A 24937-nucleotide genomic window follows, 5' to 3' on the forward strand; every position below is an offset into this window, starting at 1 on the left:
CAAGGGTTTGCGCTTCTCCCTGCTCCCTCTGCGCGAGAAGGCAAGAAAAAGAAGCTGAAACAATTGCGCCACGCGCGCGGCATCGTGCCGACACAATCCGGGCCGATAAGCGCGCCGAAACAAGGGGTCGGGGCCATGGCCACGCTAGAAAAGTTCGACATCATCGATAGCGGCGCACGCAACGCCTCGATCCGGCTGCGGCCGGCCGACAATCACGCGCCGAAGGCGACGAAGCAAATGGCCGGACCGTTCGAGATCGCGGCGCAACAGCGCAGCGGGCCGACCATGCGCGACGTGCTGATGACCGGCCTGCTGGTGATCTATCCGGTGTTCGCCGCGCTGGCGGCCATCCTCGCCGGGTTTTTCCTCGCCGGCGCCGGCGGCGCCTGAGCCGCTATTTCGGCCGCTTGAACGCTTTCCGCTCCGCCTCGACCGGCTCGCGGCAGACGCAGCCCTCGAGATGGTCATTGACCAGCCCCATCGCCTGCATGAAGGCGTAGACGGTGGTCGGGCCGACAAAGCTCCAGCCGCGCTTCTTCAGCTCCTTCGAAATGCGGACCGAAACCGCCGTCGTCGGATTGGCGCGCAGATGGGCGAGGTCGACGATCTCGGGCCGTTCGTGCGGGCCGGGCTCGAACTTCCAGAACCAGGCGGCCAGCGAGCCGGCCTCGTCGATGAGTTCGCGGGCGCGCTTGGCGTTGTTGATGGTCGAGACGATCTTGCCGCGGTGGCGGATGATGCCGGCATTGCCAAGCAGGCGCTCGACATCGGCGTCGGTGAAGGCGGCGATCTTGTCGACATCGAAGCCGGCGAAGGCCTCGCGGAAATTGTCGCGCTTGCGCAATATGGTCAACCAGGACAGGCCCGACTGAAAGCCTTCGAGGCAGATCTTCTCGAACAGCCGGCGGTCGTCGGCGACCGGCCGGCCCCATTCGTGGTCGTGGTAGTGCAGGTAGTCAGGCAGATTGCCGTGCCAGAAGCAGCGCGCGATGCCATCGGGTCCGGCGAGCAGGCCTGTCTTTTCGTCCATGGCGGAATTTCCGTTCGTGTCTTGGCGTTAACGCGTTTTGACGCGGCCTTTACCGCGGCTTTACCAGATTCCTGAACCCGGCGGTAACCACACCAAAAGCTTTACTGATAGATCGGCATTTTACGCATTCCGATTCATGTTTCGGTTGCCGCTTCGCGCCCAATGTCGGCGAAATCGGGGAGGCTTTGCACCCCGGCATGTTCGACGATCAAGGTGCGTTGCGATGAAGACATTCTTGTTTCCACTGTTCGGCGCCGCGGCCGTGCTTGCGGCCGGCGCCGCGAATGCCAACGACCGCTATGCCGAGAGGCCGCCGGTGGTGGTCAGTCCCGATCTTTCGGCGCCCTGGGTGCTGCAGCTCGGCCATGCACCGGGCATTGTGCGGCAGAGCCGGCTAGAGACGCAGCCGCAACGGCGCTACCGGCGGCTGGCCGAACCGGATCAGCTGCGCACCGCAGCGGTGCAGGCGCCGGCCAAACGCATGGTGATGCGGCCGCAGATCGACCCGATCTATCTGCCGCAGGAAGTCGCTTATGACGGCCCGCAGAAGCCGGGCACGATCGTCATCGATACGCGAGAGAATTTCCTCTATCTCGTCGGAAAGAACGGCAAGGCGCGGCGCTACGGCGTCGGCACCGGCAAGCCGGGCTTCGAATGGTCCGGCACCCACAAGATCACCAACAAGCGCGTCTGGCCGGACTGGCGGCCGCCGGCTGTGATGATCAAGCGCGAGGCCGCCAAGGGCCGCTATCTGCCGACCTATCTCGCCGGCGGCATGGAAAACCCGCTCGGCGCACGCGCGCTCTATCTCGGCTCGACCGAATACCGCATCCACGGCACCAATCAGCCCTGGACGATCGGCGGCGCGGTATCGTCGGGCTGCATCCGCATGCGCAACGAGGACGTGGTCGATCTTTACGAACGCGTGAATATCGGAACAACGGTGGTGGTGATATAGTTGCCGCAGCGAATCATCTGGTCTAGAAAGACGTTAGCTTTGGCTTTCTGAGGCTATATGAATGAATAACGGGGGACGGGCCGTGTGGGGATGCGGCCAGTCACGAAAGGGCAGCGCGGCAAGCCGTGCTGCCCTTTTTGTTTCCGCCAACGCCAGCAAGAATTGACGGGAAGATTTCGCCGGCACGTCGCGCGACCGGCATGGCGGTTCGCTTTTCGCGCTGCCTTTTCGCCGCCCCTCTGCTATGTGGCAGCCAAAATTCCAGACAAAGGCCCTATCTCGATGTCCCTCTCCGATGACAGCCGCTATCTCAAGGGCGGCCCGGTAGCCCAACGCATCATCGCCGGCGTGCGCGAGGACGCGGCGATCGCCACCGCCGAAGGCTTTCCGCCCAAGCTGGTGTCGATCACCGTCGGCGATACCGCGGCGGTCGACGTCTATGTCCGCAACCAGCGCGCCAAGGCGGGGCTGGCCGGCATCGGCTTCGAGGAAAGGCGCTTTCGCGCCGACATCACCGCCGGCGAACTCGAAGCGGCGATCCACGGCCTGAACGCAGACCCGCGCGTCACCGGCATCATCATCCAGCGGCCGGTGCCGGTGCACATCCGATCAAGACGCTGCAGGCGGCGGTGCATCCGCTCAAGGATGTCGAAGGCATGCACCCGGCCTCGATCGGCAACATCGTCTACAACCAGCTCGACCTGGCGCCCTGCACCGCCGCCGCCTCGGTCGAACTGCTCAGGGAAACCGGCCTCGACCTCAAAGGGCTCGAAGTGGTGGTCGTCGGCCATTCCGAGATCGTCGGCAAGCCGATCGCGTTCCTTTTGATGAGCGAAGGCGCGACAGTGACCGTCTGCCATCACATGACGCGTTCGGTGGCGGCACACGCACGCCGCGCCGACGCGCTGTTCGTCGCGGTTGGCAAGCCGCGGCTGATCAAGGCCGACATGGTCAAGCCGGGCGCGGCGGTCATCGATATCGGCATCAATTCGGAAATCGGGCCGGACGGCGAAAGCCGCATCGTCGGCGACGTCGATGCCGAGAGCGTCAGGCATGTCGCGTCGTGGATCACGCCGGTGCCGGGCGGCGTCGGCCCGATCACTGTGGCGATCCTGCTGCGCAACACCATGGTGGCGCTCAGCCGCCAGCGCGCCCGCTACCAGGCAACCTACGGCACGGCGGACCGGCTGGCAGCCGAGTAGTGGTTTTCGTCACGTGTATTGCGGCACATGGCAGGTGATCCGGGACTCGTCATCCCAGAAAACGTAGAGCATGCCGCCGCTGCCCCAGAAGAAGCCTGCGAGTGAATCGAACTGAAGAAGAAATTTCATTTCCCGGTCCGTTCCGGGAACGAGTGGATACTGCGGTCCCTGAACCCATGAGGGCAGCCCGCCAAGCCGAAACAGATTTTGCCGCGAATTGCTTATCGCGTACGACTGCCTGAGCCACCGTTTAGGGGTAGATGCCAACCAAACAGTTCTTTTCTCGGCGGCTTGTGCAGGCCTCTCAATGAAGGGCGAATGCAGAGGCGCAATCGGCGTCGGCACACCGGCAGCGTCGTGGGAATAATAGGTCGGTTCGAGAGAATTCGCACAGGTGTCGATACGGAGTCTGGGACGAGGCATCGTCAGCTCACTCCCAAGGTCGTCCAGCGTAACCAGATGTATCAGTCGCTCTCGACAGGTCGGGCACACTGCCGATCCTTCGCCGCCGACCGTAAGTGGCCTGCCAGTCGCCGGAAGGTGCCAGCTGGGATGGTTGCGATGCGTCGGAAAAGACATGTCGCTCGGAGCGCCCTCCTCAAAGATGAAGTGATGGCAAGCGGGCGGCGAACGAGGATCATCATGCGTCAGCCAGTCTGCGAAATCGGGAATGTCGCCCAAGGTATTGTCTGGAAACAATCCCGGCGCCTGCAAGGCGACGTGAGCGAGCAGATCCTCGACATCTATTCCGCGTTTGACTTGTCCTTGCAGGAAAAATGCCAGACGGGCCAAGTGCGTGTCGTCGAGAAACGAAATCACGTCGTCAATGAGACTGGTCTGGTGAACGTCGGCTTCGACGGCCGCCTTTATCAGCGCAAACAGGAATTCGGACCCGCCCTTGAGATGCCGGGCCGCGATTGCCGTGCAGTCTTCATAGCGTGCCTGGATTGTTGCGCGCGGCGTCTTCGATAACAGCCGAACGATGGTTTCAATCTCTAATGATTCCAAATCGGACAACGGCCTATTCTCATGAGCGAATGCAGAGCAATCAACTCATTCTTGGTGGTTCGCCGCCATAGGCCCAGTCGAGCAGCTTTATCGTATGCACCACCGGCAGCTTGGCGGCGGAGGCGATCTGGGTGATGCAGCCGATATTGCCGGTGGCGATGATTTCAGCGCCGGTCGCTTCGATATTCCTGACCTTGCGGTCGCGCAGCGTCGCCGAAATCCCGGGCTGCAGGATGTTGTAGGTGCCGGCCGAGCCGCAGCAGAGATGCCCTTCGCGCGGCTCGCGCACGACGAAGCCGGCTCTGGCGAGAAGCTCCTTCGGCTGGCGGGTGATCTTCTGGCCGTGCTGCATCGAGCAGGCGGAGTGATAGGCGACGATGGTGCCCGGCTTGCGGACCGGCTCGGGCAGGTCGAGGCTCGCCAAATATTCGGTGATGTCCTTGGCCAGCGCCGAGACGCGCGCCGCTTTGTCGGCGTAGGCCGGATCGAGGCGCAGCATGAAGCCGTAATCCTTGATGGTGGTGCCGCAGCCGGATGCGGTGATGACGATGGCGTCGAGCCCGCCTTGCTCGACGGCGCGCGTCCAGGCGTCGACGTTCCGTCGGGCCGACGCCAAGGCAGCGCCCTCGCGGCCCATGTGATGCACCAGCGCGCCGCAGCAGCCCTCGTCTTGGGGCACGACAACCTCGACGCCAAGCCGGGTCAGCAGCGAAATCGCAGTTTCATTGATGCCGGGATCGAGCACGGATTGCGCGCAGCCGGTGAGGATGGCGACGCGGCCATTTTTCTTTGCGCCCTGCCCCGCATGGATGCCCGGCGAAGCCATCGGCGATGCAGCGGGGATGTGCGTTGGAGCGAGCTTCAGCATCGCCGCCAGCGGCTTCAATGCCGAGATTTTCTCGAACAGGCCGGCGAATGGCTGGCCGAGCTTAGCCAGCTTGAGCGCGGCGCGGAAACGCGAGGGATAAGGCAGCACAAAGGCCAGCATGGCGCGTGTCAGGCGATCGGCCAGCGGACGCTTGTAGGTCTCCTCGATATGGACGCGGGCGTGGTCGACCAGATGCATGTAATTGACGCCCGACGGGCAGGTGGTCATGCAGGCGAGGCAGGACAGGCAGCGGTCGATATGGGTGACGATCTCCTTGTCGGCCGGCCGTCCGTTTTCCAGCATATCCTTGATCAGGTAAATCCGGCCGCGCGGCGAATCCAGTTCGTTGCCGAGCGTCACATAAGTCGGGCAGGTGGCAGTGCAGAAGCCGCAATGCACGCATTTGCGCAGGATCTTCTCCGATTCCGCGACATGCGGATCGGCGAGCTGGGCAGCTGAGAAATTGGTCTGCACGTAAACGAATCCTACAATCCCAGAAACCAGCTTTCCGGGTTCTTGACCGGCTCGCCGCGCTGCAGCGCCTGCAAGCCGAGAATGCAGCGGGTGATGAACCAGACCGCGACCGCAACCATCAGCACGACGCCGACGACCACGACCATCAGCAGCGCCGAGATCAGTGCGTAGAGCAGGCCGATCCAGAAGGTGCGGATCAGGAATGTGTAATGGCTCTCGACGAAGCCGCCGGCCTTGCCGCGATTGATATAGGCAAGGACGATGCCGACAATGCCGCTGACGCCGATGGCTAGGCCGGCGAGATAGAGGATGTAGATGACCAGCGCATTGGTCGGACCGGGCTCCAGCCAGCGGTCGGTCTGGCGTGAGGTACCGTTTTGACCTGGATCGCTCATTGTGCTCCTCCCTCGGTTGCCGGGGCGAGAGTAGCAGAGCCTGCGCCCGGCGCCATACGGCCGGGATTGAGGATGTTCTTCGGGTCGAATTCGGCCTTCAGCCGCGCCGACAGTGCTGCCAGTTGCGGCGCTTGCGGTTCGAACACCGGTATCGCAGCGCGGTGCGAAGGGGTTGCGCGCACCAGCGTCGCATGGCCGCCGCCATATTTTTTGATCAAGCCGCGCAACAGGCCGGCCTCGGGATCGTCCTGCTGCATGCGCAGCCAGATCAGCCCGCCCTGCCAGTCGTAGAAGGCATCGACCGCGGCCTGCATGCGCAGCGCCAGCACCATCTGGTGGCCCTGCGAGGGCGCCATCGAGACGCGCCACACCGGCCTCTCGCTGCCACCGGCGAACGGCGCGCAATCGCGGATGTCACGCCAGACGGAATACGAGACCGAACCGGAAATCTCATGCAGCGGACCGGCGTTTTTCAGCAGGTCTTTCAGCGCCGCGATGCGGTAGGCGACCGACGGGCCGAAACCCTCAATGCGCAGCAGCGTCGCGGCGTCGCTGCCGAGGCTGCCGCCGGCGACCCGCGCGGCGACGCGTTCGGGAAGATGGGCAGCGCTCGACACTTCCGCGCTGGAACCCAGCGCCAGCGCCATTGCGGCGGTGGCATGATCGTCGAGCAGGCCGCGGATGGCGAGCGTGACTTCAGTCTCGGCAGCAGGCAGCACCTTGAAGGTGACATCGGTCAACACCGCCAGCGTGCCCCAGCTGTTGGCCATCAGCTTGGAGAGGTCGTATCCGGTGACGTTCTTGACCACGCGGCCGCCCGACTTGAAGGCCTCGCCGCGCCCGGAAACGGCCGCGATGCCAAGGATGTGATCGCGCGCAGCCCCGGCCTTCAGCCGCCGCGGGCCGGAAAGGTTCGCGGCTAGTGCGCCGCCGATCGTGCCTCGCGCTGGCTCACCGCCGAGCAGCGGGCCGTAATCCATCGGTTCGAAGGCCAGTTGCTGGCCGTTTTCGGCAAGCAGGCTTTCGATCTCGGCCAGCGGCGTGCCGGCTTTTGCCGACAGCACCAGCTCGGCCGGCTCATAGAGCGTGACGCCGGAGAGTTTGGAAAGGTCGAGCGTGTGCTCGCTCTGCTGCGGACGGCCGATGCCGCGCTTGGAGCCGTGGCCGAGGATTTCGAGCGGCGAGTCTTCCGCCGCTGCCCAGGCGATGGTGGAGAGGGTTTCCGCGGCGGTTGAGGGGGTGAAGGTGGTCATGCGGCAGAGCTCTGGTTCCTCGCCCCCGCGACGCGGGGGAGAGGTGGCTCGGGCGAAGCCCGAGACGGAGAGGGGGCACTCATAGAGCGCCACCTCCAATGAGTCGCTTCGGCATGATTGGTCCCATGACGAAGCGCGCCGGAGCAGGCGATCTTCTCGAGGAAACGCCGACCCAGCACATCGGTCGTAGGCCCCCTCTCCGTCTCGGGCTGCGCCCGAGCCACCTCTCCCCCGCTTCGCGAGGGCGAGGAACCCCTATTCTGAAACGCCCTCGTCTGAAAATCTTGGAATGCTGGGGAATGAGGCAGCAAAACTGGGTTCCTCGCCCCCACAGAGTGGGGGAGAGGTGGTTTGCGAAGCAAACCGGAGCGGGGGCGATCATAGGGCGTCGCCTCTAATCTTTTTGGCCGCAAAAACGAACCGAAGGTCCGGGGCGACCACGTCTTCGGCTAATCGCCCTTCCAGTGCTGCGAGAATAGTCTCGCAAACGCTCCTCGGCTTTTTCAGAACATCGACATTCCAGAACCGGACGACCGAGAACCCTTTGCCGCGCATGAATTCGTCGCGTCGCCTGTCGTAAGTACTCTCGGCGTGTTGACTTCCGTCCAGCTCGACGATCAGCCTTTCGCTTCGGCAGGCGAAGTCTGCAAAATACGGCCCAATCGGCATCTGACGCACGAATTTATGTCCGCCTAGCCTCTTGGCTTTCAGTTCGTTCCAGAGGGTTGCTTCCGCCGGATTGTCGCCATGGCGAAGCTCGCGGGCGCGCGCGACCTTTTCGGGTGAACGCCGGCTTGGCACGTCGGCCGCAGGCCCCCTCTCCGTCTCGGGCTTCGCCCGAGCCACCTCTCCCCCGCTTCGCGGGGGCGAGGAACCATCATTCTGAGACGTTGCCATCAAAACCTCGGAATGTCCGGAAACGCCGTCTGCCCGCGATGCACGTGCATCCGCCCGAGCTCGGCGCATCGCCTCAGTTGCGGGAATACCTTGCCAGGGTTGAGCAGATGGTTGGGGTCGAAGGCGCATTTGACGCGCATCTGCTGGTCGAGGTCGATCTGGTTGAACATTTCGGGCATCAGGTCGCGCTTCTCGACGCCGACCCCGTGCTCGCCGGTCAGGACGCCGCCGACCTTGACGCAGAGCCGCAATATGTCGGCGCCGAAACTCTCCGCCTTGTCGAGTTCGCCCGGCACATTGGCGTCATAGAGGATCAGCGGATGCAGATTGCCGTCGCCGGCGTGGAAGACATTGGCGACGCCGAGCCCGTATTTCTCCGACAGTTCGCGCATGCCGGCGAGCACGCGCGGCAGTTCCTTGCGCGGGATGGTGCCGTCCATACAGTAATAGTCGGGCGAGATGCGGCCGACCGCCGGGAAGGCCGCCTTGCGGCCGGCCCAGAAACTCAGCCGCTCCTGCTCCGACTGCGAGATGCGGCATGTGGTCGAGCCGTTGCTATAGGCAATGGCTTCGACCAGGCCGATCAGGTAATCGACCTCGACACCCGGCCCGTCCAGCTCGACGATCAGCAGCGCCTCGACATCCAGGGGATAGCCGGCCTGGACGAAATCCTCGGCGGCGTGGATGGCCGGGCGGTCCATCATCTCCATGCCGCCCGGAATGATACCGGCGGCGATTATGTCGGCGACACATTGGCCGGCCTGCTCGCTGGTCGGGAAGCCGATCAGCAGGGCACGCGCCGTCTCCGGCTTCTTCAGGATGCGCACGGTGACCTCGGTGACGACACCGAGCAGCCCCTCGGAACCGGTCATCACGCCGAGCAGGTCGTAGCCTTCCGCGTCGAGATGGCTGCCGCCGAGGCGGACCACCTCGCCATTCATCAGCACCATCTCGATGCCGAGCACATTGTTGGCCGTGAGACCGTATTTCAGGCAGTGCACGCCGCCGGAATTTTCCGCGACATTGCCGCCGATCGAGCAGGCGATCTGGGAGGATGGATCGGGGGCGTAATAGAAGCCCTCCTGCTCGACGGCGGTGGTGATGCCGAGATTGGTGACGCCGGGCTGGGCGACGACGATGCGGTTCTGAAAATCGATCTCGAGGATGCGGTTGAAGCGGCTCATCACCAGCAGCACCGCGTCCTGGAGCGGCAGCGCGCCGCCGGAGAGCGAGGTGCCGGAGCCGCGCGGCACGACGCGGATGTTGCGGTCACTGCAATATTTCAGCACCCGCGAGACCTGCGCCACGGTTTGCGGCAGTACAACGACCAGCGGCAATTGCCGGTAGGCGGTGAGCCCGTCGCTCTCGAAGGCGCGCATTGCATTGGCGGCGTCGACGACGCCCTCGCCCGGCACGATGATGCGCATATCGGCGACGATCTCGTCGCGCCGGCGCATTGTGGCGTCGTCTGGTTTCGGCATGGCAAGGCCGGACATCGACAGCCTCCTTCGATCGACTGGTAAAAATCTTTTACCAGCGACGGCGGTCGCTTGCAAATGCCGCTTTGGCCGGGATGAGAGGCCTATGGCCGGGACAGCCTTCCGCAGCGGCAATCTGCCGCTGCGCGCCCCACACTACTCGCCCGGCTGCTTGCCTGGTTCGGAGTGCATGCGGCGGACGCGGCGCACGCCCCACCAGACGAGCACGACGGCGAGCGGCACCGAGGCGGCGGTGACCATTTCCGGCGCGAAGGCATGGCCGAAGATCGAGGCGCCCTTGGCGACGTAGCCGATGAGGCCGACGACATAGTAGGAGACGGCGGCGACCGAGAGCCCCTCCACCGTCTGCTGCAGACGCAATTGCAGGCGGGCGCGATTGTTCATCGATGCCAAGAGATCGCGGTTCTGCTTCTCGACCTCGACGTCGACCCAGGTGCGCAGCAGCGTGGTGGCACGGGTGAGCTTCGTCGACAGGTTGGCCTGACGCTCCTCGACCGAACGGCAGGTACGCATCGCCGGCGCCACGCGGCGCTGGAGAAAACCACCCCAGGTGTCGTAGCCGGGCACCGCCTCTTCCTCGAGCGCCTCCAGCCGTTCGCGGACGATGCCGTCATAGGCGCGGCTGGCGCCGAAGCGGTAGAGGCTGGAGGCGGCATCGGCCTCCAGCTCGGCCGCCAGTTCGGTCAAGTCGGCAAGTAGCGTCTGGCTGTCCCGGGTCTCGGCGACCTTCATTTCCAGCGTGGTCTGGGCCAGCCTGTCCTCGATGCGGCGAGCACGCCCCGAAAGCGTCAGCGCCAGCGGCAGGCCGAGCATGGCCAGCGTGCGGTAATTTTCGATATCGATCAGCCGCTGCGACAGTGCCCCGGTGCGCGCCGGCGTCAGGCCGCGATCGAGCACCAGCATGCGGGTCAGGCCGTCGCCATCCTGACGGAAATCGGTGACGATGGCCGCGTTGCCGCGCTCGACCAGCGAGTAGCACAGGCTGGTCGGGTCGAAGCCGGCGATCAGTTTTTCGTTCGCCGGCGTCCATTTGCGGATTTCCAGCCTGATGCCGGAAATCACCGTGCCCGGCGGCGAAAACCCGTTGCCGAAGGGTGTGTCTTCTTGCCCCCTGCCGTTTTCGGCGAGCGGCCCTTCCCAGAGATAGGTCGAGAACTCCGTGTGGCGTTCCCAGCGCAGTGAGCCCTTGCCCCATTTCATCGCGTGGTGGCGGGCGTGAGGGTCGGGCGCGGCGATGCCGAGGCGGCGCGACAATTCGGAAAGCACGGCCTGATCGACGCCGGATCCAGCTTCGGTCATGAAGGAAAGTTGCACCAGCACGCGCGGCTTTTCGACCAGCGGCTGCGGCCGGGCGTGGACCTCGCCAAGCGCGCCGGGGCGACCTTCATGCGCCGGAAAACCCATGACGCTGCCGCCCACTGCTTTGGCGCGCAGCTGGAATTCGAGGTTGGACGGGTCGGCGTCAGGCACGGCTGGTCCCCCGGGCTTCTCTGAGCCCTTTGGCAATGATGTCCCTCTAGAGCGGTTCATCGTTTCAAGGAAACGCCGAACCGCTCTATCTCTTTGATTCTGTGCAATTCCGGACGGAAAACCGTTTCACACTTTTCCTGGAATTGCTCTAGAGGCAATCTCGAGAGGACGCAAACGGCAGTTTAGCTCAAGCTGATATGAAGCCGCGGCTGTGAAACCGACCCGGCGCGGGCAAATTGGATAAATAATTTGACCAGTTGGCGACGCTGGCTTTATCTTGCGCGACATCGGTTCAACTCCCAGGCATCCCGTTTGAGCGACATTTTCTCCCGGATCGAGCATTCGCGCACCGCCGACGAGGTGGTGCAGCAGATCGAGAGCCTGATCCTCGAAGGCGTCCTGCGCACCGGCGACCGGCTGCCGGGCGAGCGCGAGCTGGCGCGCCAGTTTGAGGTGTCGCGGCCGATCCTGCGCGATGCCTTGAAGGCGTTGGAAGGGCGCGGGCTGTTGACGACACGGCCAGGCGGCGGCACCCATGTCGCCGACGTCATCGGCCAGCTGTTCACCAAGCCGGTGACCGACCTGATCTCTATGCATCGCAAGGCGGTGACCGACTATCTGGAGTACCGCCGCGAGATCGAGGCGGTCGCGGCGGAGTATGCGGCGCGGCGCGCCACATCGGACGATCTGGCGCTGCTCGACCGCATCATGGCGCGCATGGACGAGGCGCACCGGACCGGCAATTTCGACGACGAGGCGGAAATCGACGTCGAGTTCCATCACGCGATCTGCGAATGCGCGCACAACATCATCCTGCTGCACACGCTGCGCTCCTGTTATCGGCTGCTGTCGGAAGGCGTGTTTCAGAACCGGCGGCTGGTGTTCAGCGTGCCGGGCGCGCGCGGGGCGCTGCTTTCGCAGCACCGGGCAATCTACACGGCGGTCAAGGCCGGCGATCCAGCCGCGGCGCGGCAGGCGGCGATGGACCACATCTCCTATGTCGAACGGTCGATGGCCGAGGCCGAGCGCAGCGGCGACTGGCAGCGCGTGTCGCGGCTGAGGCTCAGGCAGCGCACCGAGCCCGGTGACGGCGAGCCGGCAAGAAAACAGCCATAGTCACCGGCCAGAAAATTCAACGACGAACCAGCGAAGAACCAGCGGAAAAAGATCCATGAGCAGCATTCTCACCATCGCCGACCTCAAGGACCTGGCACGCCGCCGCGTGCCGAAGATGTTCTTCGACTACGCCGATTCCGGCGCCTGGACCGAAAGCACCTACCGCGCCAACGAAGAGGATTTCCAGAAGATCAAGTTCCGCCAGCGCGTGCTTGTCGACATGGACAACCGCTCGCTGGAATCGACCATGATCGGCGAGAAGGTGACGATGCCGGTGGCGCTGGCGCCGACCGGCATGACCGGCATGCAGCACCCGGACGGCGAGATGCTGGCGGCGCAGGCGGCGGAAGAATTCGGCGTTCCGTTCACGCTGTCGACAATGAGCATCTGCTCGATCGAGGATGTCGCGTCGGTGACCAGGAAGCCGTTCTGGTTCCAGCTCTATGTGCTGCGCGACAAGGACTTCGTCTTCGATTTGATCGACCGCGCAAAAGCGGCGAAATGTTCGGCGCTGGTGCTGACGCTCGACCTGCAGATCCTCGGCCAGCGCCACAAGGATATCCGCAACGGGCTTTCGGCGCCGCCGCGAATGACGCCGAAGCACATCTGGCAGATGGCGACAAGGCCGCGCTGGTGCGTCGGCATGGCCGGGACAAAGCGCCGGAGCTTCCGCAACATCGTCGGCCATGCCAAGGGCGTCGGCGACCTCGCCTCGCTGTCGTCGTGGACGAAGGAGCAGTTCGATCCGCAGCTGTCGTGGAAGGACGTCGCCTGGATCAAGGAGCGCTGGGGCGGCAAGCTGATCCTGAAAGGCATTCTCGACAAGGAAGATGCGCTGATGGCGGCCAGAACGGGTGCCGACGCGATCATCGTATCCAACCATGGCGGCCGCCAGCTCGACGGCGCCTCGTCGTCGATCATGGCACTCGAAGAGATCGCCGACGCCGTCGGCGACATGATCGAGGTGCATATGGACGGCGGCATCCGCTCCGGCCAGGACGTGCTCAAGGCGCTGTGCCTCGGCGCCAAGGGCACCTATATCGGCCGGCCTTTCCTGTACGGCCTCGGCGCACTCGGCAAGGAAGGGGTTACCAAGACGCTGGAAATCATCCGCAAGGAGATGGACATAACGCTGGCGTTGTGCGGAAAGCGTCTGGTCACCGACATGGGCAAGGATCAGCTTCGGCGCTAAAGTCCCGCGACGGCATGATCACGGAGGCGACGCAAGCATTGACGGAGCCCGGCATCAGTTTTTACGAGGCGCGCGGACCGCAAGGCATGCGCCTTTACGCGATCGGCGATGTGCACGGCCGGCTCGACCTGCTGACCGCAATGCACCGCCGGATCGAGAGCGAGCTGGAGTGGAAGCCCGCTGCCGATTGGCGCGTGATCCATCTCGGCGACTACGTCGACCGGGGCCCGGACGCCAGGGGCGTCATCGATTTCCTGATCGAGGCGCAAAAAAGCGATCCGCGCCACCTGATGCTGGCCGGGAATCATGATCTCGGCTTCCTCGATTTTCTCGATGTCCCCGATCCGGACGGTCTGTTCATGCGTTATGGCGGCATCCAGACGGCGCTGTCCTATGGCGTGTCGCTGACCGCGAACGCCTACTGGTTCGGCAAAGCGGAGACGCTTCGGCAAGGCCACGCCGCGCTGATCGAGGCGGTGCCGCAGAACCATCTCGAGTTTCTGCGCTCGCTGGCCTTTTCAGTGACATTCGGCGACTTCTTCTTCTGCCATGCCGGTATCCGGCCCGGCATTGCGCTGGAAAACCAGAGCCGGCAGGACCTGATCTGGATCCGCGAGGTCTTCCACGATCACACCGGTCTTCATCCCAAGATCGTGGTGCACGGCCATACGCCGGTGCCCAAGGCCGAGATCACCGGCAACCGCGTCAATGTCGACACACTCGCCTGGCAGTCGGGAAACCTCACCGCGCTCGTGGTGAACGGCGCGGACAAGCATATCCTGACGGTGACGGGTGAGCCGGCCTAGGGAGTTGTTGATATTCAGCCGAGGCTGCGGCGTGGAGCCTAGCGCAGCGCGGCGGTGACGCCGTAGCCGTCGACGGCATTGTGGTCATTGGCCGCGTCGGCGGAATAAATGCCGAGGCCGCACAAGACGATGGCCGACAACATGACAAAGGACAAAAAGGCTGCTTTCACGGACGTCATCTCTTGTTGAGCTTCCTGCATCTATGCACGAGCGGGTTACCAATGCGTTGAAACGCAAAACACGTCGCAAATGTCTGCCGGTTTCGCGCTTCTAGGCATGCTCTGTATCGGCGGTGTGTCGCGCGGGTCACAGGAAAGGTTCATCGCGGTTGCACGCAAGATGCAGAGCGCGCGCCTTTTAGGCTGGCGGACAGACACAGGCCAAGGATGAAACGCGTTATCCCCGGCGGATTTGCCGCCGCGTGCCAAATATGCAACGTCGCCAAATACGTTGACTGTATGAGACGTCAGATCGTCGCCACCCAGGCGCGGGCGATGGCCAGGCCGGCGGCATCGGCTTGCGGTCCGTTGCCGGCCATTTCATCGTCGAGCCGGCCCGCCCACTCGGGATGCCGCTCGGCAATGAGCGGTGCAAAAGACGTGCTCCAGTCGCGAACCATCGGCCGGTCGGCCTCGAAATGAAACTGGAAGCCGTAGACGGCGCGTCCGATGCGGAACGCCTGGTTCTCGGCGACGGCGTTGCCAGCCAGCCGCACGGCCCTCTCGGGCAAGACGAAGGTGTCGTCGTGCCATTGGAAGATCGGGAATTTTTCGGGCAAGGCGGCGAGCACCGGATCGGCCTGCGCTGCCGCGGTAAGCGCGACCTCGTGCCAGCCGAATTCCGAGGCACCGCCTATCTGGTTCTCGCCGCCAAAGGCGCGCGCGACCAACTGGCTGCCAAGGCAGATCCCGAGCACCGAGCGATCCCTCTCGCCAAAGTCGCGCGTCAGATCGAGCAGACCCGGGAAATAAGGGCAAAGCTCGTCGTCCAGCGCATTCTGGGCGCCGCCGAGCATCACCATGGCGTCATGCTCGCCGCTATCTTGCGGCAGCGCGTCGCCGCGATAGGGCCGGCGCAGGTCGATATCGGCGCCCGCCTCGACAAGCGCCGCGCCGATCTGACCAAGGCCCTCATTGTCGAAGTTCTGGACAACCAAGACCCGCATCGAAACCTGCTGACATGAAATTGATGCAGCGAGCGATATCATGGCGCCAGCATTGCAGCCAACAGGGAACGCCTATGCCACTACAAAACCGGGTCGATCCGTTCGGCGCCATCCATGCCGTGCCGGAGCGCGGCCTGTTCATGGGCAATCGCGGCATCATTCACGACCCCGAGACGAGAACGCTGTTGAAGAAGCGCTGGGCGCTGCAAGCCTGGATCATCTGCGTCTGCGAACACGGCGACGTGCGGCGCGAGCCGATGGGGCGCAACCGGGCTGGCGGCAAGGCCGGCTGGACCGAGCTGTTTTTCCTCGACGAGGTGACGGCACTTGCCGCCGGGCACCGCCCCTGCTTCTTCTGCCGGCGCGAGCGGGCCAGGGATTTTGTTCAGCGCTTCGGCGACGCCTTCGGCATTGCCGAGCCACGCGCGCCGCAACTCGACAAGCGCCTGCACAAGGAGCGCCTGGCATCGGGCGGACAGGCGCCGAGACTGAAACCGGAGGCGCTTGCGGACTTGCCTGACGGCACGATGATCTCGTCAGGAAACAGGACGTACGCCCTGTTTGACGGCGCCGCGCTGCCCTGGAGCTTCGGCGGCTATGGCGAACCGGTGGGGTTCGGCGGTTTTACCAGTCCAGTCCGCCTGCTCACGCCGGCGACAACTGTTTCGGCGCTAAGGCAGGGCTACAAACCTGTCTGGCACGCCACAGCGGAGACTTGACGCCGGGGACAGCCTCGACCATTCCTCGACGATGCGCGCCAATTACAAGATGCAGCGGCTGTTCGTGCCGGACGAGCTTGGACCGGACATCGAGTTCGACGTCGGCCCGCAGCAGAGCCATTATCTCTCGCATGTGCTGCGGCTCGGCGAAGGCGCCGAGCTTCTGGTGTTCAACGGCCGCGACGGCGAATGGTCGGCGGCAATCGCCGCGAAATCGAAGAAAGCTGTACGCCTGAAGGTGATGGAGCTGCAGCGCCCGCAGCCGCCGGTGCCCGATCTCGTCTATTGCTTCGCGCCGCTGAAGCAGGGGCGGCTCGACTACCTCGTGCAAAAGGCGGTGGAGATGGGCGCCGGCATCCTGCAGCCGGTCATCACCCAGCATACGCAAGTGACAAGACCAGGCATCGAGCGCCTGCGCGCCAATGTCGTCGAGGCGGCCGAGCAATGCGGCATATTGGCGGTGCCGGAGCTGCGCGAAGCGGAAAAATTCGAGCGCCTGCTCAGCAACTGGGACCGAGAGCGGCGGCTGATCTTCTGCGACGAGGACGCATCGACCAACAATCCCCTGCCGGCATTGCAGGCGGTGCGGGAGAACAAGCTCGGTCTGCTGGTCGGACCGGAGGGCGGCTTTTCCGACGAGGAGCGCAGGATGCTGAGAGCGCTGCCCTTCGTTACCGCCATTCCGCTCGGGCCGCGCATCCTGCGGGCGGATACGGCGGCGGTGGCGGCACTGGCGCTGATCCAGGCGACAATCGGCGATTGGTGATCAATTCCAGTTACCCTCTGGCTCAGGATTTTTCGCTTGATCGGCTACTGACATTTCGTCCATCTAGCGCCGGCGATCGTCCGACCGCTCTACAGCGCCGCGGGTCCTTTCGGGCGCGCAAGGGACGCTGTAGCATATTGATTGGGCACATGATCCTTTCCGAAAATCGAAGCCGATTTTCGGGGTCATGTGCGGAGGGCTATTATGGCGCGCGATACTACCGATTTCCGGCCGATCGAAGGCGTCGACGAACTCGTCGAACACCTGGCCGAAGGCAACAAGCCGCGCGACAAATGGCGCATCGGCACCGAGCACGAGAAATTCCCGTTCTACATCGACGGCAATGCGCCGGTGCCCTATGGCGGCGAGCGCGGTATCCGCGCCATCCTCGAAGGCATGCAGGACAAACTCGGCTGGGACCCGATCATGGATGCCGGCCGCATCATCGGCCTGGTCGAGCCGACCGGCCAAGGCGCGATCTCGCTGGAGCCAGGCGGCCAGTTCGAACTGTCCGGCGCCCCCCTGGAGACGATCCACCAGACCTGCCGCGAAGGCAATGCGCATCTGGCGCAGGTGCGCGAGATCGCCGAACCGATGGGCATCCGTTTCCTCGGCCTTGGCGGCAGCCCGAAATGGTCGCTGGCCGAGACGCCGAAAATGCCGAAATCGCGCTACGAAATCATGACCCGCTATATGCCCAAGGTCGGCACCAAGGGCCTCGACATGATGTACCGGACCTGCACGATCCAGGTGAATCTCGACTTCGAAAGCGAAGCCGACATGCGCCGCAAGATGCAGGTGTCGCTGAAGCTGCAGCCGCTGTCGACGGCGCTGTTTGCCAACTCGCCCTTCACCGAAAGCCGGCCGAACGGCCTGCAGAGCTGGCGCGGCGAGATCTGGCGCGACACCGACAATCAGCGCTCCGGCCTGCTCGACTTCTGCTTCTCGTCCGATTTCGGCTTTGCCGATTATGTCGAATGGGCGCTCGACGTGCCGATGTATTTCGTCATCCGCGACGGCCAGTATCATGACATGACGCACATCACCTTCCGCCAGTTCATGGCGGGCGCCGCCCGCAACGAATTGCCGGACGGGCTGCCGACGATGGGCGACTGGGCGAACCATTTGTCGACGCTGTTCCCGGACGTGCGGCTGAAGCGCTTTCTCGAAATGCGCGGCGCCGATGGCGGGCCGTGGCGGCGCATCTGCGCGCTGCCGGCCTTCTGGGTCGGGCTGCTCTATGACGCGGCTGCACTCGACGCGGCCGAGGCGCTGACCTCGAGCTGGAGCTATGACGAAGTGCTGGCAATGCGCAACGCAGTGCCGGAACAGGGCATTTCGGCGCCCTTCCGCAACACGACGTTGCGCGAGATCGCCCGCGACGTGCTCGTCATCTCGCGCATGGGACTGAAGAACCGTGGCCGCAAGAACCGCGACGGCTATGACGAGACCTCGTTCCTCAACACGCTGGACGAGGTCGTCGCGCGCGGCACGACCAGCGCCGAAGAGATGCTCTCCGCCTACCACACACGCTGGGGCGGCTCGATCGAGCCGGTGTTCATGGAATACGCGTATTAACGCTTCGCTATCTGCTTGGCCGATGGTCCGGCAAATTCGCTTCAATCAGTGATGGAAACGAACTAGGCTTCTCCAACGAGGATTTTCCCGGAGGAGAAAACAATGCCTTCCTTGTTCGATATTCTGGCGCAGGCCCAGAACGGCAACGGCATGCAGGCGCTGGCCCAGCAGTTCGGGCTGTCGCAGCAGCAGACGCAGGCGGCGGTCGCGGCGCTGCTGCCGGCCTTTTCGCAGGGACTGAAGCGCAACACGGCGGACCCTTATGGACTCGGCTCCTTCATGACGGCGATGGCCGGCGGCCAGCACGCCAAATATTTCGAGGATGCAAGCCGGGCTTTCTCGCCGCAGGGCCTCGATGAGGGCAACGGCATTCTCGGCCATTTGTTCGGCTCGAAGGACCTTTCGCGCGCCGTCGCCAGCCAGGCCGCCCAGGCGAGCGGCGTCAGCCAGCAGGTATTGCAGCAGATGCTACCGGCGATCGCCTCGATGATGATGGGCGGATTGTTCAAGCAGACCACCAACCAGCTAGGCGGGCAGATGCATGCGGCAGGCGGTGGCGGCAATCCGCTCGGCGAGCTCATCGAGCAGATGATGCGGCAGGCTGGCGGCGGCAGCCAGGCGCCGGCCCCTCAGCCTGCAGGCCCCACGGATAACCCGCTCGGCAAGGTGCTGCAGGACATGTTCGGCGGCGCACAGCAGCCGCAACAGACGCAGAGCCCTTACGGCGACAACCCGCTGGGCAAGGTGTTGCAGGACATGTTCGGCGGCGGGCAGCAGCCGCAAAGCCAGCCGCAGCAGACACAGAACCCTTATGGTGACAATCCGCTCGGCAAGGTGCTGCAGGACATGTTCGGCGGTGGCGCACCGCAGTCTCAGCCGCGTCAGGCACCGCAGCAACCCCAGGCGCCGCAGCCGCAGGCCTATCCGAGCGGCAGGCCGAGAAATCCATTCGACGACCTGTTCGGCAAGATGTTCGAGACTGGCGCCCAGCAGCGCGACGACTACCAGAAAGGCATGGAGTCGATCTTCGACCAGTTCAAGCAGGGCATGGGCCGGCGGTGATGTTGCAAGCGTCCGAGTCGGCATCCTATGGGTAAAAGACTCGAACAAATGCGCCGTAACCCTCGCGGCGATTGGTCAATCGCAGATGTAAGGGCAGTTTGTGACGAGGCAGGCGTCCAATGCATCCCGCCAAGATCCGGCGGATCGCATTACAAGGTCTATCATTCGGCAATGACCGACATTTTGACCGTGCCTTTCAAACGTCCCATCAAAGCCGTATATATTCGGAAACTCGTGGCATTCATCGACGAGGCAAAGAGACATGACGGGCAGACTTGAATATCCGATCGTCATCGCGCCGCTTTCTGCAGAAGACGGAGGTGGATTTTCGGCCTTGGTACCCGATCTGCCGGGCTGTATGAGCGATGGGGATACTCCTGAAGAGGCCATCGCGAACGTCCAGGACGCCATAGCGTCCTGGATAGAAGCTGCACACGAACTTGGCAGATCCATACCGAGGCCGTCGCGAAATCTGGCCTTCGCCTGATTTTAAAAAAGAAAGCCCGGTCCTGGGAGGACCGGGCAGCGCGCAGGCTGGCCGGGGGGATCCGGCAGGGAGTGGGGAGCCTGCGTAACTTGGTGGCGTCGTGCCTCAAAATGGTTCAACGCGCCTGAACGGCAAAACCACGCGATCAGACCACCTTGCGGGCAATATCCTCGATCGTTTCGGCGCGCTCGATGGCGATGACGCGAAGCCGTTCGGTCGGATCGCGGCCAAAGGGTACACCGACAGCGACATGCAGGTCGGCGCGGGTCAGGCCGATGTCGGCGAGCTCGGCATCCGACATCTCGCCGAGGCGATAAAAGGCGCGGCGGTTTTTCCAGGCGCGGTAAACATTGGCAGCGGCATTGGCCACGCGCGTCGCAACGGCCGGACGCGAAGTGATGCGCGAGGTCTCGGTAGCGAAATCAAACGTAGCCATGTCGGTCTCCTTCACATTCGAACGGGCGAAACCGGTCGCTCGGGCGCTGGCGACAGCGGCCGTTCCGGCTTCGATTCACATGCCTTCATGTGGACAATGCGAATTTGCCACGGCGCGATTGATTAATCCAACGAATGTTTCTAATCTTTAGCATCAGCATCAATGATGGATTAGGCCGATGAAAGCGCCGCTCGATCTCGATCAGTTGCAGACCTTCATCTCGATTGTCGACACCGGCAGCTTTACCCGCGCGGCGGAAGCGGTGCATCGGACCCAGTCTGCGGTGTCGATGCAGATGCGGCGGCTGGAGGAACGGATCGGCAAGCCGCTGTTCGAAAAAGACGGCCGCACCAACAGGCTGACCGAGGAGGGCGACCGGCTGCTCTCCTACGCAAGGCGGCTGCTCTATCTCAACAAGGAAACACTGGCCGCCTTCGACGACCGCCGGCTCGAAGGCACCATCCGCATCGGCACGCCGGACGATTATGCCGATCGCTTCCTGCCAGAGATCATGGCGCGGTTTGCGCGTTCCAACCCGCATGTCGAACTGACCGTTATCTGCGAACCGACGCCGGGACTGGTCGAACACATCAAGCGCGGCAATCTCGACCTGGCGCTGGTGACGCACAACGACGCGCGCGGCCAGTCGGAAGTGGTGCGGCGCGAACCGCTGCTGTGGGTCACCTCGGCCAACCATGCGACGCATGAACAACCGATCCTGCCGATGGCCTTCGGCCGGCCGAACTGCATCTGGCGGCGGGCCGCCGCCGACGTGCTCGACCAGCAGAACCGCGACTACCGCATCCTGTTCACCAGCTTCTCGGCTACCGTCATCGCCGCCGCGGTGCTTTCCGGCCTGGCGATCTCGGTGCTGCCGGAATGCGCGCTGCGGCCCGGCATGCGGGTGCTGGGCGAGGCCGACGGTTTCGGCGCCCTGCCCGATTGCCGCATCGGCATCATGCGCGGCCAGACCTCGCGGCCGGAGATCGTCGACGCGCTCGCGCGCCACATTTCGGAGAGCCTCGACAATATTTCGGTGCCACTCGGCGAGGAGACAGGCACGTTCGATTTCGCCGCCCTCGCCTTCGCGAAGATGAAGCGGACCAAGCCGAACCAGATCCTGCCGGGCTGGTGATCGCGCGATTGGGGCGGACATCGAACACGGCCGCCTTGACGCCGGCCAGCAATCGTCCCCCAATCGGCCGATGAGCGACGCAGCATCCGAATCACGCACCAACGCTACCGAATATACGGTGAGCGAGATTTCCGGCGCGCTGAAGCGTACGGTCGAGGACGTCTTCGGCAATGTACGGGTGCGCGGCGAGATTTCCGGCTATCGCGGACCGCATTCCTCCGGCCATGCCTATTTCTGCCTGAAGGACGACCGCGCGCGGCTCGACGCCGTGGTGTGGAAGACCACGATGAGCCGGCTGAAATTCCGTCCAGAGGAAGGCATGGAGGTGATCGCCACCGGCCGGCTCACCACCTATCCCGGAAAGTCCAATTACCAGATCGTCATCGACAATCTCGAGCCGGCCGGTGCCGGTGCGCTGATGGCGCTGCTGGACGAGCGCAAGCGCCGGCTGCAGGGCGAAGGCTTGTTCGACGCCGGCCGCAAGCGGCGTCTGCCATTCATGCCGCGCGTCATCGGCGTCGTCACCTCGCCGACAGGCGCCGTCATCCGCGACATCATCCACCGCATCAAGGACCGGTTTCCGCTGCACGTGCTGGTCTGGCCGGTGCGGGTGCAGGGCGAGACGGCGGGTGCGGAAGTGACCGCTGCCGTCAATGGCTTCAACGCACTGCCATGGGACGGCGCCATTCCGCGGCCCGACCTGTTGATCGTGGCGCGCGGCGGCGGCAGCCTGGAGGATCTGTGGGGGTTCAACGACGAAGCGCTCGCCCGGGCCGTCGCCGCATCGGGCATTCCGGTGATTTCCGCCGTCGGCCACGAGACCGACTGGACGCTGATCGATCTGGCGGCGGATGTGCGGGCGCCGACGCCGACAGGCGCCGCCGAGATCGCCGTGCCGGTAAAGGTCGACTTCGAAGCGACGCTTGCCGGCCTTGGCGCGCGGTTGAAGACCGCACTGTCGCGCAATTTCGAACGCAAGCGGCAGGCAGCACGCGCGGCAGCCCGGGCACTGCCCTCGCCCGACCAGTTGCTGGCGCTGCCGCGGCGGCGCTTCGACGAGGCGACGAACCGGCTCGGCCGGGCGCTGTCGGTCAGCGTCGAGCGCAAGCGGGGCAGGCTTCTGGGGCAGCGGCTGACGCCGGCCACCTTGTCGCGGCGCATGAACGAGGCGCGCACACTGACCCTTCGCGACCTCGCCCGTGCGCAAGCGGCGTTCTTTGCCATCGTGCGCGAGCGTCGGGCGCGGTTTTCGCGCACGGCCGCCAGACTCTCACCGGCGCCGATCGCCAGACGGCAGAAACTGCAAGGCGATACCCTGCTGGCACTGACGCGGCGGCAGGACCAGGCGATTTCGCGGCGGCTGGACCGCCTGCGTGGAAAACTGACGCAGGCCGACCGGCTGCTGGCGACGCTCTCGCACAAGGCCGTGCTGGCGCGAGGCTTCGCGCTGGTCAAGGATGCGGACGGCGCGGTGGTCAAGCATGCGGCGGAAGTTGTGTCGGGAATGGCGCTTTCGCTGGAGTTCGCCGACGGCACCGCGGATGCCGTCGCCATCAGTGGCACGGCGCGGCCGAAGACGGTTGCCAAGCCCGCGGCCAAGCTCAAGGCGCCTGGCGGCCAAGGTTCGCTTTTCTGAGGAAAAAATGACCGACCCGCATCTTGCGACGCCCTCGGGCAAACTGCGCGCCCGCGCCTTCGCGATCCCATTCGATGGCACGCCGGGCCGCTTCAATGCCATCACCGATGTGCCCGGCGTGACGGTCGGCTATACGACGCTCATCTCAGACGACGGGCCGCTCGTCGTCGGCAAGGGTCCGGTACGCACCGGCGTGACCGCGATCCTGCCACGGCCCAGAGACGAGTTGGCCGTCCCTGCGTTTGCCGGCGTGTTCAGCGCCAATGGCAATGGCGAACTGACCGGCTCACATCTGATAGAGGAGCTCGGAGCGTTCAATCTTCCCATCACCATCACCAACACGCATTCCTGCGGCGTCAGCCGCGACGCAACGTTGCGCTGGATGCAGATGGTGCTGCCGCAAGCGCTCGACAGCGCCTGGGCGCTGCCGGTGGCGGGCGAGACTTATGACGGCCTCCTGAACGATATCAACGGCCATCATGTGAGCTTCGAGCACGTGTTTTCCGCGCTCGAAACGGCTGAAACCGGGCCGATCGAAGAGGGTAGCGTCGGCGGCGGCACCGGCATGATCACCTTCGGCTTCAAGGCGGGGTCCGGCACATCCTCGCGCAGCGTTGACTGGAACGGAGAGCGCTTCACGATCGGCTGCTTCGTCCAGTCGAATTTCGGTGCACGGCGAAACCTCGTGATCCGTGGCAACAGGGCCGGAGCGGAACTCGCCGGACCGGCGATCCGGGACAACACGCCGCGAGCGGAAAAGAGCTCGATCATCGCGATCGTCGCCACCGATGCACCATTCATGCCGCATCAGTTGAAAAGACTGGCGAAACGCGTGCCGCTCGGCGTCGCGCTGACCGGCGGCTATGGATACAATTCGTCCGGCGATATTTTTCTGGCCTTCAGCACGGCCAATGCCGATGCCGCGCGCGGCGCGGCCGGCAAGCTGGTCAGCGCCGGCTATATACCGGATGCCGACATCAACCCGTTCTTCGACGCCGTCGTTCAGAGCGTGGAGGAAGCAATCCTCAATGCTCTGGTCGCCAATGAAGACATGACCGGGCGCGACGGCAATTTCGTGCCGGCATTGCCGAAAACATGGCTTGAAGGCAGATTCGGGGTGGATCACACTGCAGATCTTGGTTGAGACTTCGCGGTCTTCGCCATCTTCGGCCTGGAATGGCCCTGAAGCCGCGAAGGATTAACCCAAAGCAGTTCAACGACCGAATAAACGACCCCAACAAATATCAATTGGAAGACTCATCGCCCAATCGGAGCCATAGTATGAGCAACCTAGATGGTCCCGCACGCGTCCACAAGGCGGTGATGAGACATAGCTCGCCTGAAGTCATCCAGGCCATCTCAGAGGGGAAAGATGTCGATGCGTTAGATCGCGAAGGCCGGACGCCGTTGTTTTATGCGTCAAAAGATGGCGAGACCGCAATTGTCGCTGCACTGATCGAGCGTGGAGCGAATGTGAATGTACAGGACAAGAATCTGGAAACACCGCTGCACTTTGCCGCTCGCGAATATCGGCTCGAGGTGGCGGAACTTCTAGTCAAGGGCGGCGCAGATGTTTCTTCCCAAGACATTCATGGGAACACGCCCCTGTGGCGTGCCGTGTTTGAATCACGGGGCCGTGGCGAGTTGATCAAGCTCCTTCTCTCAGCTCGCTCAGATAGGACACTGAAAAACAAGCTTGGCTGTTCGCCGCAAGACCTCGCAAAGACCATTGGAAATTACGACATTAACGCGTTCCTGGGCTGAAAACCCGCTAGCTTCACTCAG

25 protein-coding genes and 2 pseudogenes are annotated in these 24937 nt (G+C 63.9%); 16 read left to right on the forward strand and 11 right to left on the reverse strand.

What is annotated here, in order from left to right:
• Positions 1-135 precede the first annotated feature (135 nt).
• The gene (locus tag RQ479_RS16830; protein WP_376701902.1) at positions 136-390 is read left to right on the forward strand and encodes a hypothetical protein; all 255 of its coding nucleotides are present in this window, start codon (positions 136-138) and stop codon (positions 388-390) included.
• Between the two features lie 4 nt (positions 391-394).
• On the opposite strand, the gene RQ479_RS16835 is transcribed toward RQ479_RS16830, so the two are convergent.
• The gene (locus RQ479_RS16835; protein WP_352457566.1) at positions 395-1030 is read right to left on the reverse strand and encodes a DNA-3-methyladenine glycosylase I; all 636 of its coding nucleotides are present in this window, start codon (positions 1028-1030) and stop codon (positions 395-397) included.
• Positions 1031-1253: 223 nt separating this feature from the next.
• Here RQ479_RS16835 and RQ479_RS16840 point away from each other — a divergent pair, with 223 nt between their 5' ends.
• Positions 1254-1988 (forward strand): L,D-transpeptidase, encoded by a 735-nt coding sequence (locus RQ479_RS16840; RefSeq protein WP_376701903.1) that lies wholly within the window; start codon positions 1254-1256, stop codon positions 1986-1988.
• A gap of 282 nt (positions 1989-2270) precedes the next feature.
• Positions 2271-3190: pseudogene (locus tag RQ479_RS16845) on the forward strand (bifunctional 5,10-methylenetetrahydrofolate dehydrogenase/5,10-methenyltetrahydrofolate cyclohydrolase).
• Positions 3191-3199: 9 nt separating this feature from the next.
• Here RQ479_RS16845 and RQ479_RS16850 read toward each other — a convergent pair.
• The 7 genes from RQ479_RS16850 to RQ479_RS16880 form a co-directional block, all read right to left on the reverse strand.
• The gene (locus RQ479_RS16850) at positions 3200-4207 is read right to left on the reverse strand and encodes a hypothetical protein (protein WP_376701904.1); all 1008 of its coding nucleotides are present in this window, start codon (positions 4205-4207) and stop codon (positions 3200-3202) included.
• 31 nt (positions 4208-4238) lie between these two features.
• Positions 4239-5540 carry a glycolate oxidase subunit GlcF gene (gene glcF / locus RQ479_RS16855; protein WP_376701905.1) on the reverse strand — a complete coding sequence of 434 codons (1302 nt, stop codon included), beginning with the start codon at positions 5538-5540 and terminating at the stop codon, positions 4239-4241.
• A gap of 11 nt (positions 5541-5551) precedes the next feature.
• Positions 5552-5935, reverse strand: coding sequence for a hypothetical protein (locus RQ479_RS16860; RefSeq protein WP_292664478.1), 384 nt, complete (start codon positions 5933-5935; stop codon positions 5552-5554).
• Complete coding sequence (locus tag RQ479_RS16865; RefSeq protein ID WP_376701906.1) at positions 5932-7188, reverse strand: FAD-binding protein; 1257 nt, start codon at positions 7186-7188, stop codon at positions 5932-5934. The genes RQ479_RS16860 and RQ479_RS16865 overlap by 4 nt, the downstream gene beginning before the upstream one ends.
• A 378-nt stretch (positions 7189-7566) precedes the next feature.
• The gene (locus RQ479_RS16870; protein WP_376701907.1) at positions 7567-8034 is read right to left on the reverse strand and encodes an endonuclease domain-containing protein; all 468 of its coding nucleotides are present in this window, start codon (positions 8032-8034) and stop codon (positions 7567-7569) included.
• A gap of 50 nt (positions 8035-8084) precedes the next feature.
• Entirely contained in the window at positions 8085-9581 is a 1497-nt protein-coding gene (locus RQ479_RS16875; protein WP_376701908.1) for an FAD-linked oxidase C-terminal domain-containing protein, read from the reverse strand.
• Positions 9582-9719: 138 nt separating this feature from the next.
• Positions 9720-11054: a DUF3422 family protein gene (locus tag RQ479_RS16880; RefSeq protein WP_376701909.1), complete on the reverse strand. Its 1335-nt coding sequence runs from the start codon at positions 11052-11054 to the stop codon at positions 9720-9722.
• 312 nt (positions 11055-11366) lie between these two features.
• Between RQ479_RS16880 and RQ479_RS16885 the strand changes: the two genes are divergently transcribed.
• The 3 genes from RQ479_RS16885 to RQ479_RS16895 are packed head-to-tail and all read left to right on the forward strand — an operon-like array spanning position 11367 to position 14168.
• Positions 11367-12170: a FadR/GntR family transcriptional regulator gene (locus RQ479_RS16885; RefSeq protein ID WP_376701910.1), complete on the forward strand. Its 804-nt coding sequence runs from the start codon at positions 11367-11369 to the stop codon at positions 12168-12170.
• A 55-nt stretch (positions 12171-12225) separates the two neighbouring features.
• Complete coding sequence (locus tag RQ479_RS16890) at positions 12226-13362, forward strand: L-lactate dehydrogenase (RefSeq protein WP_376701911.1); 1137 nt, start codon at positions 12226-12228, stop codon at positions 13360-13362.
• Positions 13363-13400: 38 nt separating this feature from the next.
• The gene (locus RQ479_RS16895) at positions 13401-14168 is read left to right on the forward strand and encodes a metallophosphoesterase (protein ID WP_376701912.1); all 768 of its coding nucleotides are present in this window, start codon (positions 13401-13403) and stop codon (positions 14166-14168) included.
• Positions 14169-14206: 38 nt separating this feature from the next.
• Here the strand turns inward: RQ479_RS16895 and RQ479_RS16900 are convergent, their stop codons facing one another.
• Together RQ479_RS16900 and RQ479_RS16905 are read right to left on the reverse strand one after the other, a co-directional pair.
• Positions 14207-14347: a hypothetical protein gene (locus tag RQ479_RS16900; protein WP_292664785.1), complete on the reverse strand. Its 141-nt coding sequence runs from the start codon at positions 14345-14347 to the stop codon at positions 14207-14209.
• A 287-nt stretch (positions 14348-14634) separates the two neighbouring features.
• A complete protein-coding gene (locus RQ479_RS16905) occupies positions 14635-15333 on the reverse strand; it encodes a type 1 glutamine amidotransferase (protein WP_376701913.1) in 699 nt (232 codons plus the stop codon).
• 74 nt (positions 15334-15407) lie between these two features.
• On the opposite strand from RQ479_RS16905, the gene RQ479_RS16910 reads away from it, so the two are divergent.
• From RQ479_RS16910 to RQ479_RS16930, 5 genes are all read left to right on the forward strand, one after another.
• Positions 15408-16052, forward strand: coding sequence for a hypothetical protein (locus tag RQ479_RS16910; protein ID WP_376701914.1), 645 nt, complete (start codon positions 15408-15410; stop codon positions 16050-16052).
• 31 nt (positions 16053-16083) lie between these two features.
• Positions 16084-16818 (forward strand): 16S rRNA (uracil(1498)-N(3))-methyltransferase, encoded by a 735-nt coding sequence (locus tag RQ479_RS16915; RefSeq protein ID WP_376701915.1) that lies wholly within the window; start codon positions 16084-16086, stop codon positions 16816-16818.
• A 204-nt stretch (positions 16819-17022) separates the two neighbouring features.
• Complete coding sequence (locus tag RQ479_RS16920) at positions 17023-18396, forward strand: glutamate--cysteine ligase (protein WP_376701916.1); 1374 nt, start codon at positions 17023-17025, stop codon at positions 18394-18396.
• A gap of 102 nt (positions 18397-18498) precedes the next feature.
• Positions 18499-19458: a DUF937 domain-containing protein gene (locus RQ479_RS16925; protein ID WP_376701917.1), complete on the forward strand. Its 960-nt coding sequence runs from the start codon at positions 18499-18501 to the stop codon at positions 19456-19458.
• 262 nt (positions 19459-19720) lie between these two features.
• On the forward strand, positions 19721-19945 hold the full coding sequence (locus tag RQ479_RS16930) for a type II toxin-antitoxin system HicB family antitoxin (protein WP_292663850.1): 225 nt from the start codon (positions 19721-19723) through the stop codon (positions 19943-19945).
• Between the two features lie 145 nt (positions 19946-20090).
• Here the strand turns inward: RQ479_RS16930 and RQ479_RS16935 are convergent, their stop codons facing one another.
• Entirely contained in the window at positions 20091-20381 is a 291-nt protein-coding gene (locus tag RQ479_RS16935; RefSeq protein ID WP_292663848.1) for a DUF1127 domain-containing protein, read from the reverse strand.
• 178 nt (positions 20382-20559) lie between these two features.
• Here RQ479_RS16935 and RQ479_RS16940 point away from each other — a divergent pair, with 178 nt between their 5' ends.
• The 5 genes and pseudogenes from RQ479_RS16940 (at position 20560) to RQ479_RS16960 (ending at position 24916) form a co-directional block, all read left to right on the forward strand.
• Complete coding sequence (locus RQ479_RS16940) at positions 20560-21516, forward strand: LysR substrate-binding domain-containing protein (RefSeq protein ID WP_023716458.1); 957 nt, start codon at positions 20560-20562, stop codon at positions 21514-21516.
• A 70-nt stretch (positions 21517-21586) separates the two neighbouring features.
• The gene (xseA, locus tag RQ479_RS16945) at positions 21587-23152 is read left to right on the forward strand and encodes an exodeoxyribonuclease VII large subunit (RefSeq protein WP_376701918.1); all 1566 of its coding nucleotides are present in this window, start codon (positions 21587-21589) and stop codon (positions 23150-23152) included.
• 7 nt (positions 23153-23159) lie between these two features.
• Positions 23160-24296: a P1 family peptidase gene (locus tag RQ479_RS16950; protein ID WP_376701919.1), complete on the forward strand. Its 1137-nt coding sequence runs from the start codon at positions 23160-23162 to the stop codon at positions 24294-24296.
• Between the two features lie 32 nt (positions 24297-24328).
• Positions 24329-24391, forward strand: a pseudogene (locus tag RQ479_RS16955) (hypothetical protein); the annotation flags it as partial.
• 42 nt (positions 24392-24433) lie between these two features.
• On the forward strand, positions 24434-24916 hold the full coding sequence (locus tag RQ479_RS16960) for an ankyrin repeat domain-containing protein (RefSeq protein ID WP_376705963.1): 483 nt from the start codon (positions 24434-24436) through the stop codon (positions 24914-24916).
• Positions 24917-24937 lie beyond the last annotated feature (21 nt).

Origin of the sequence: Mesorhizobium sp. ISC25 (genome assembly GCF_042295465.1) — a bacterium.
Lineage (GTDB): Bacteria > Pseudomonadota > Alphaproteobacteria > Rhizobiales > Rhizobiaceae > Mesorhizobium.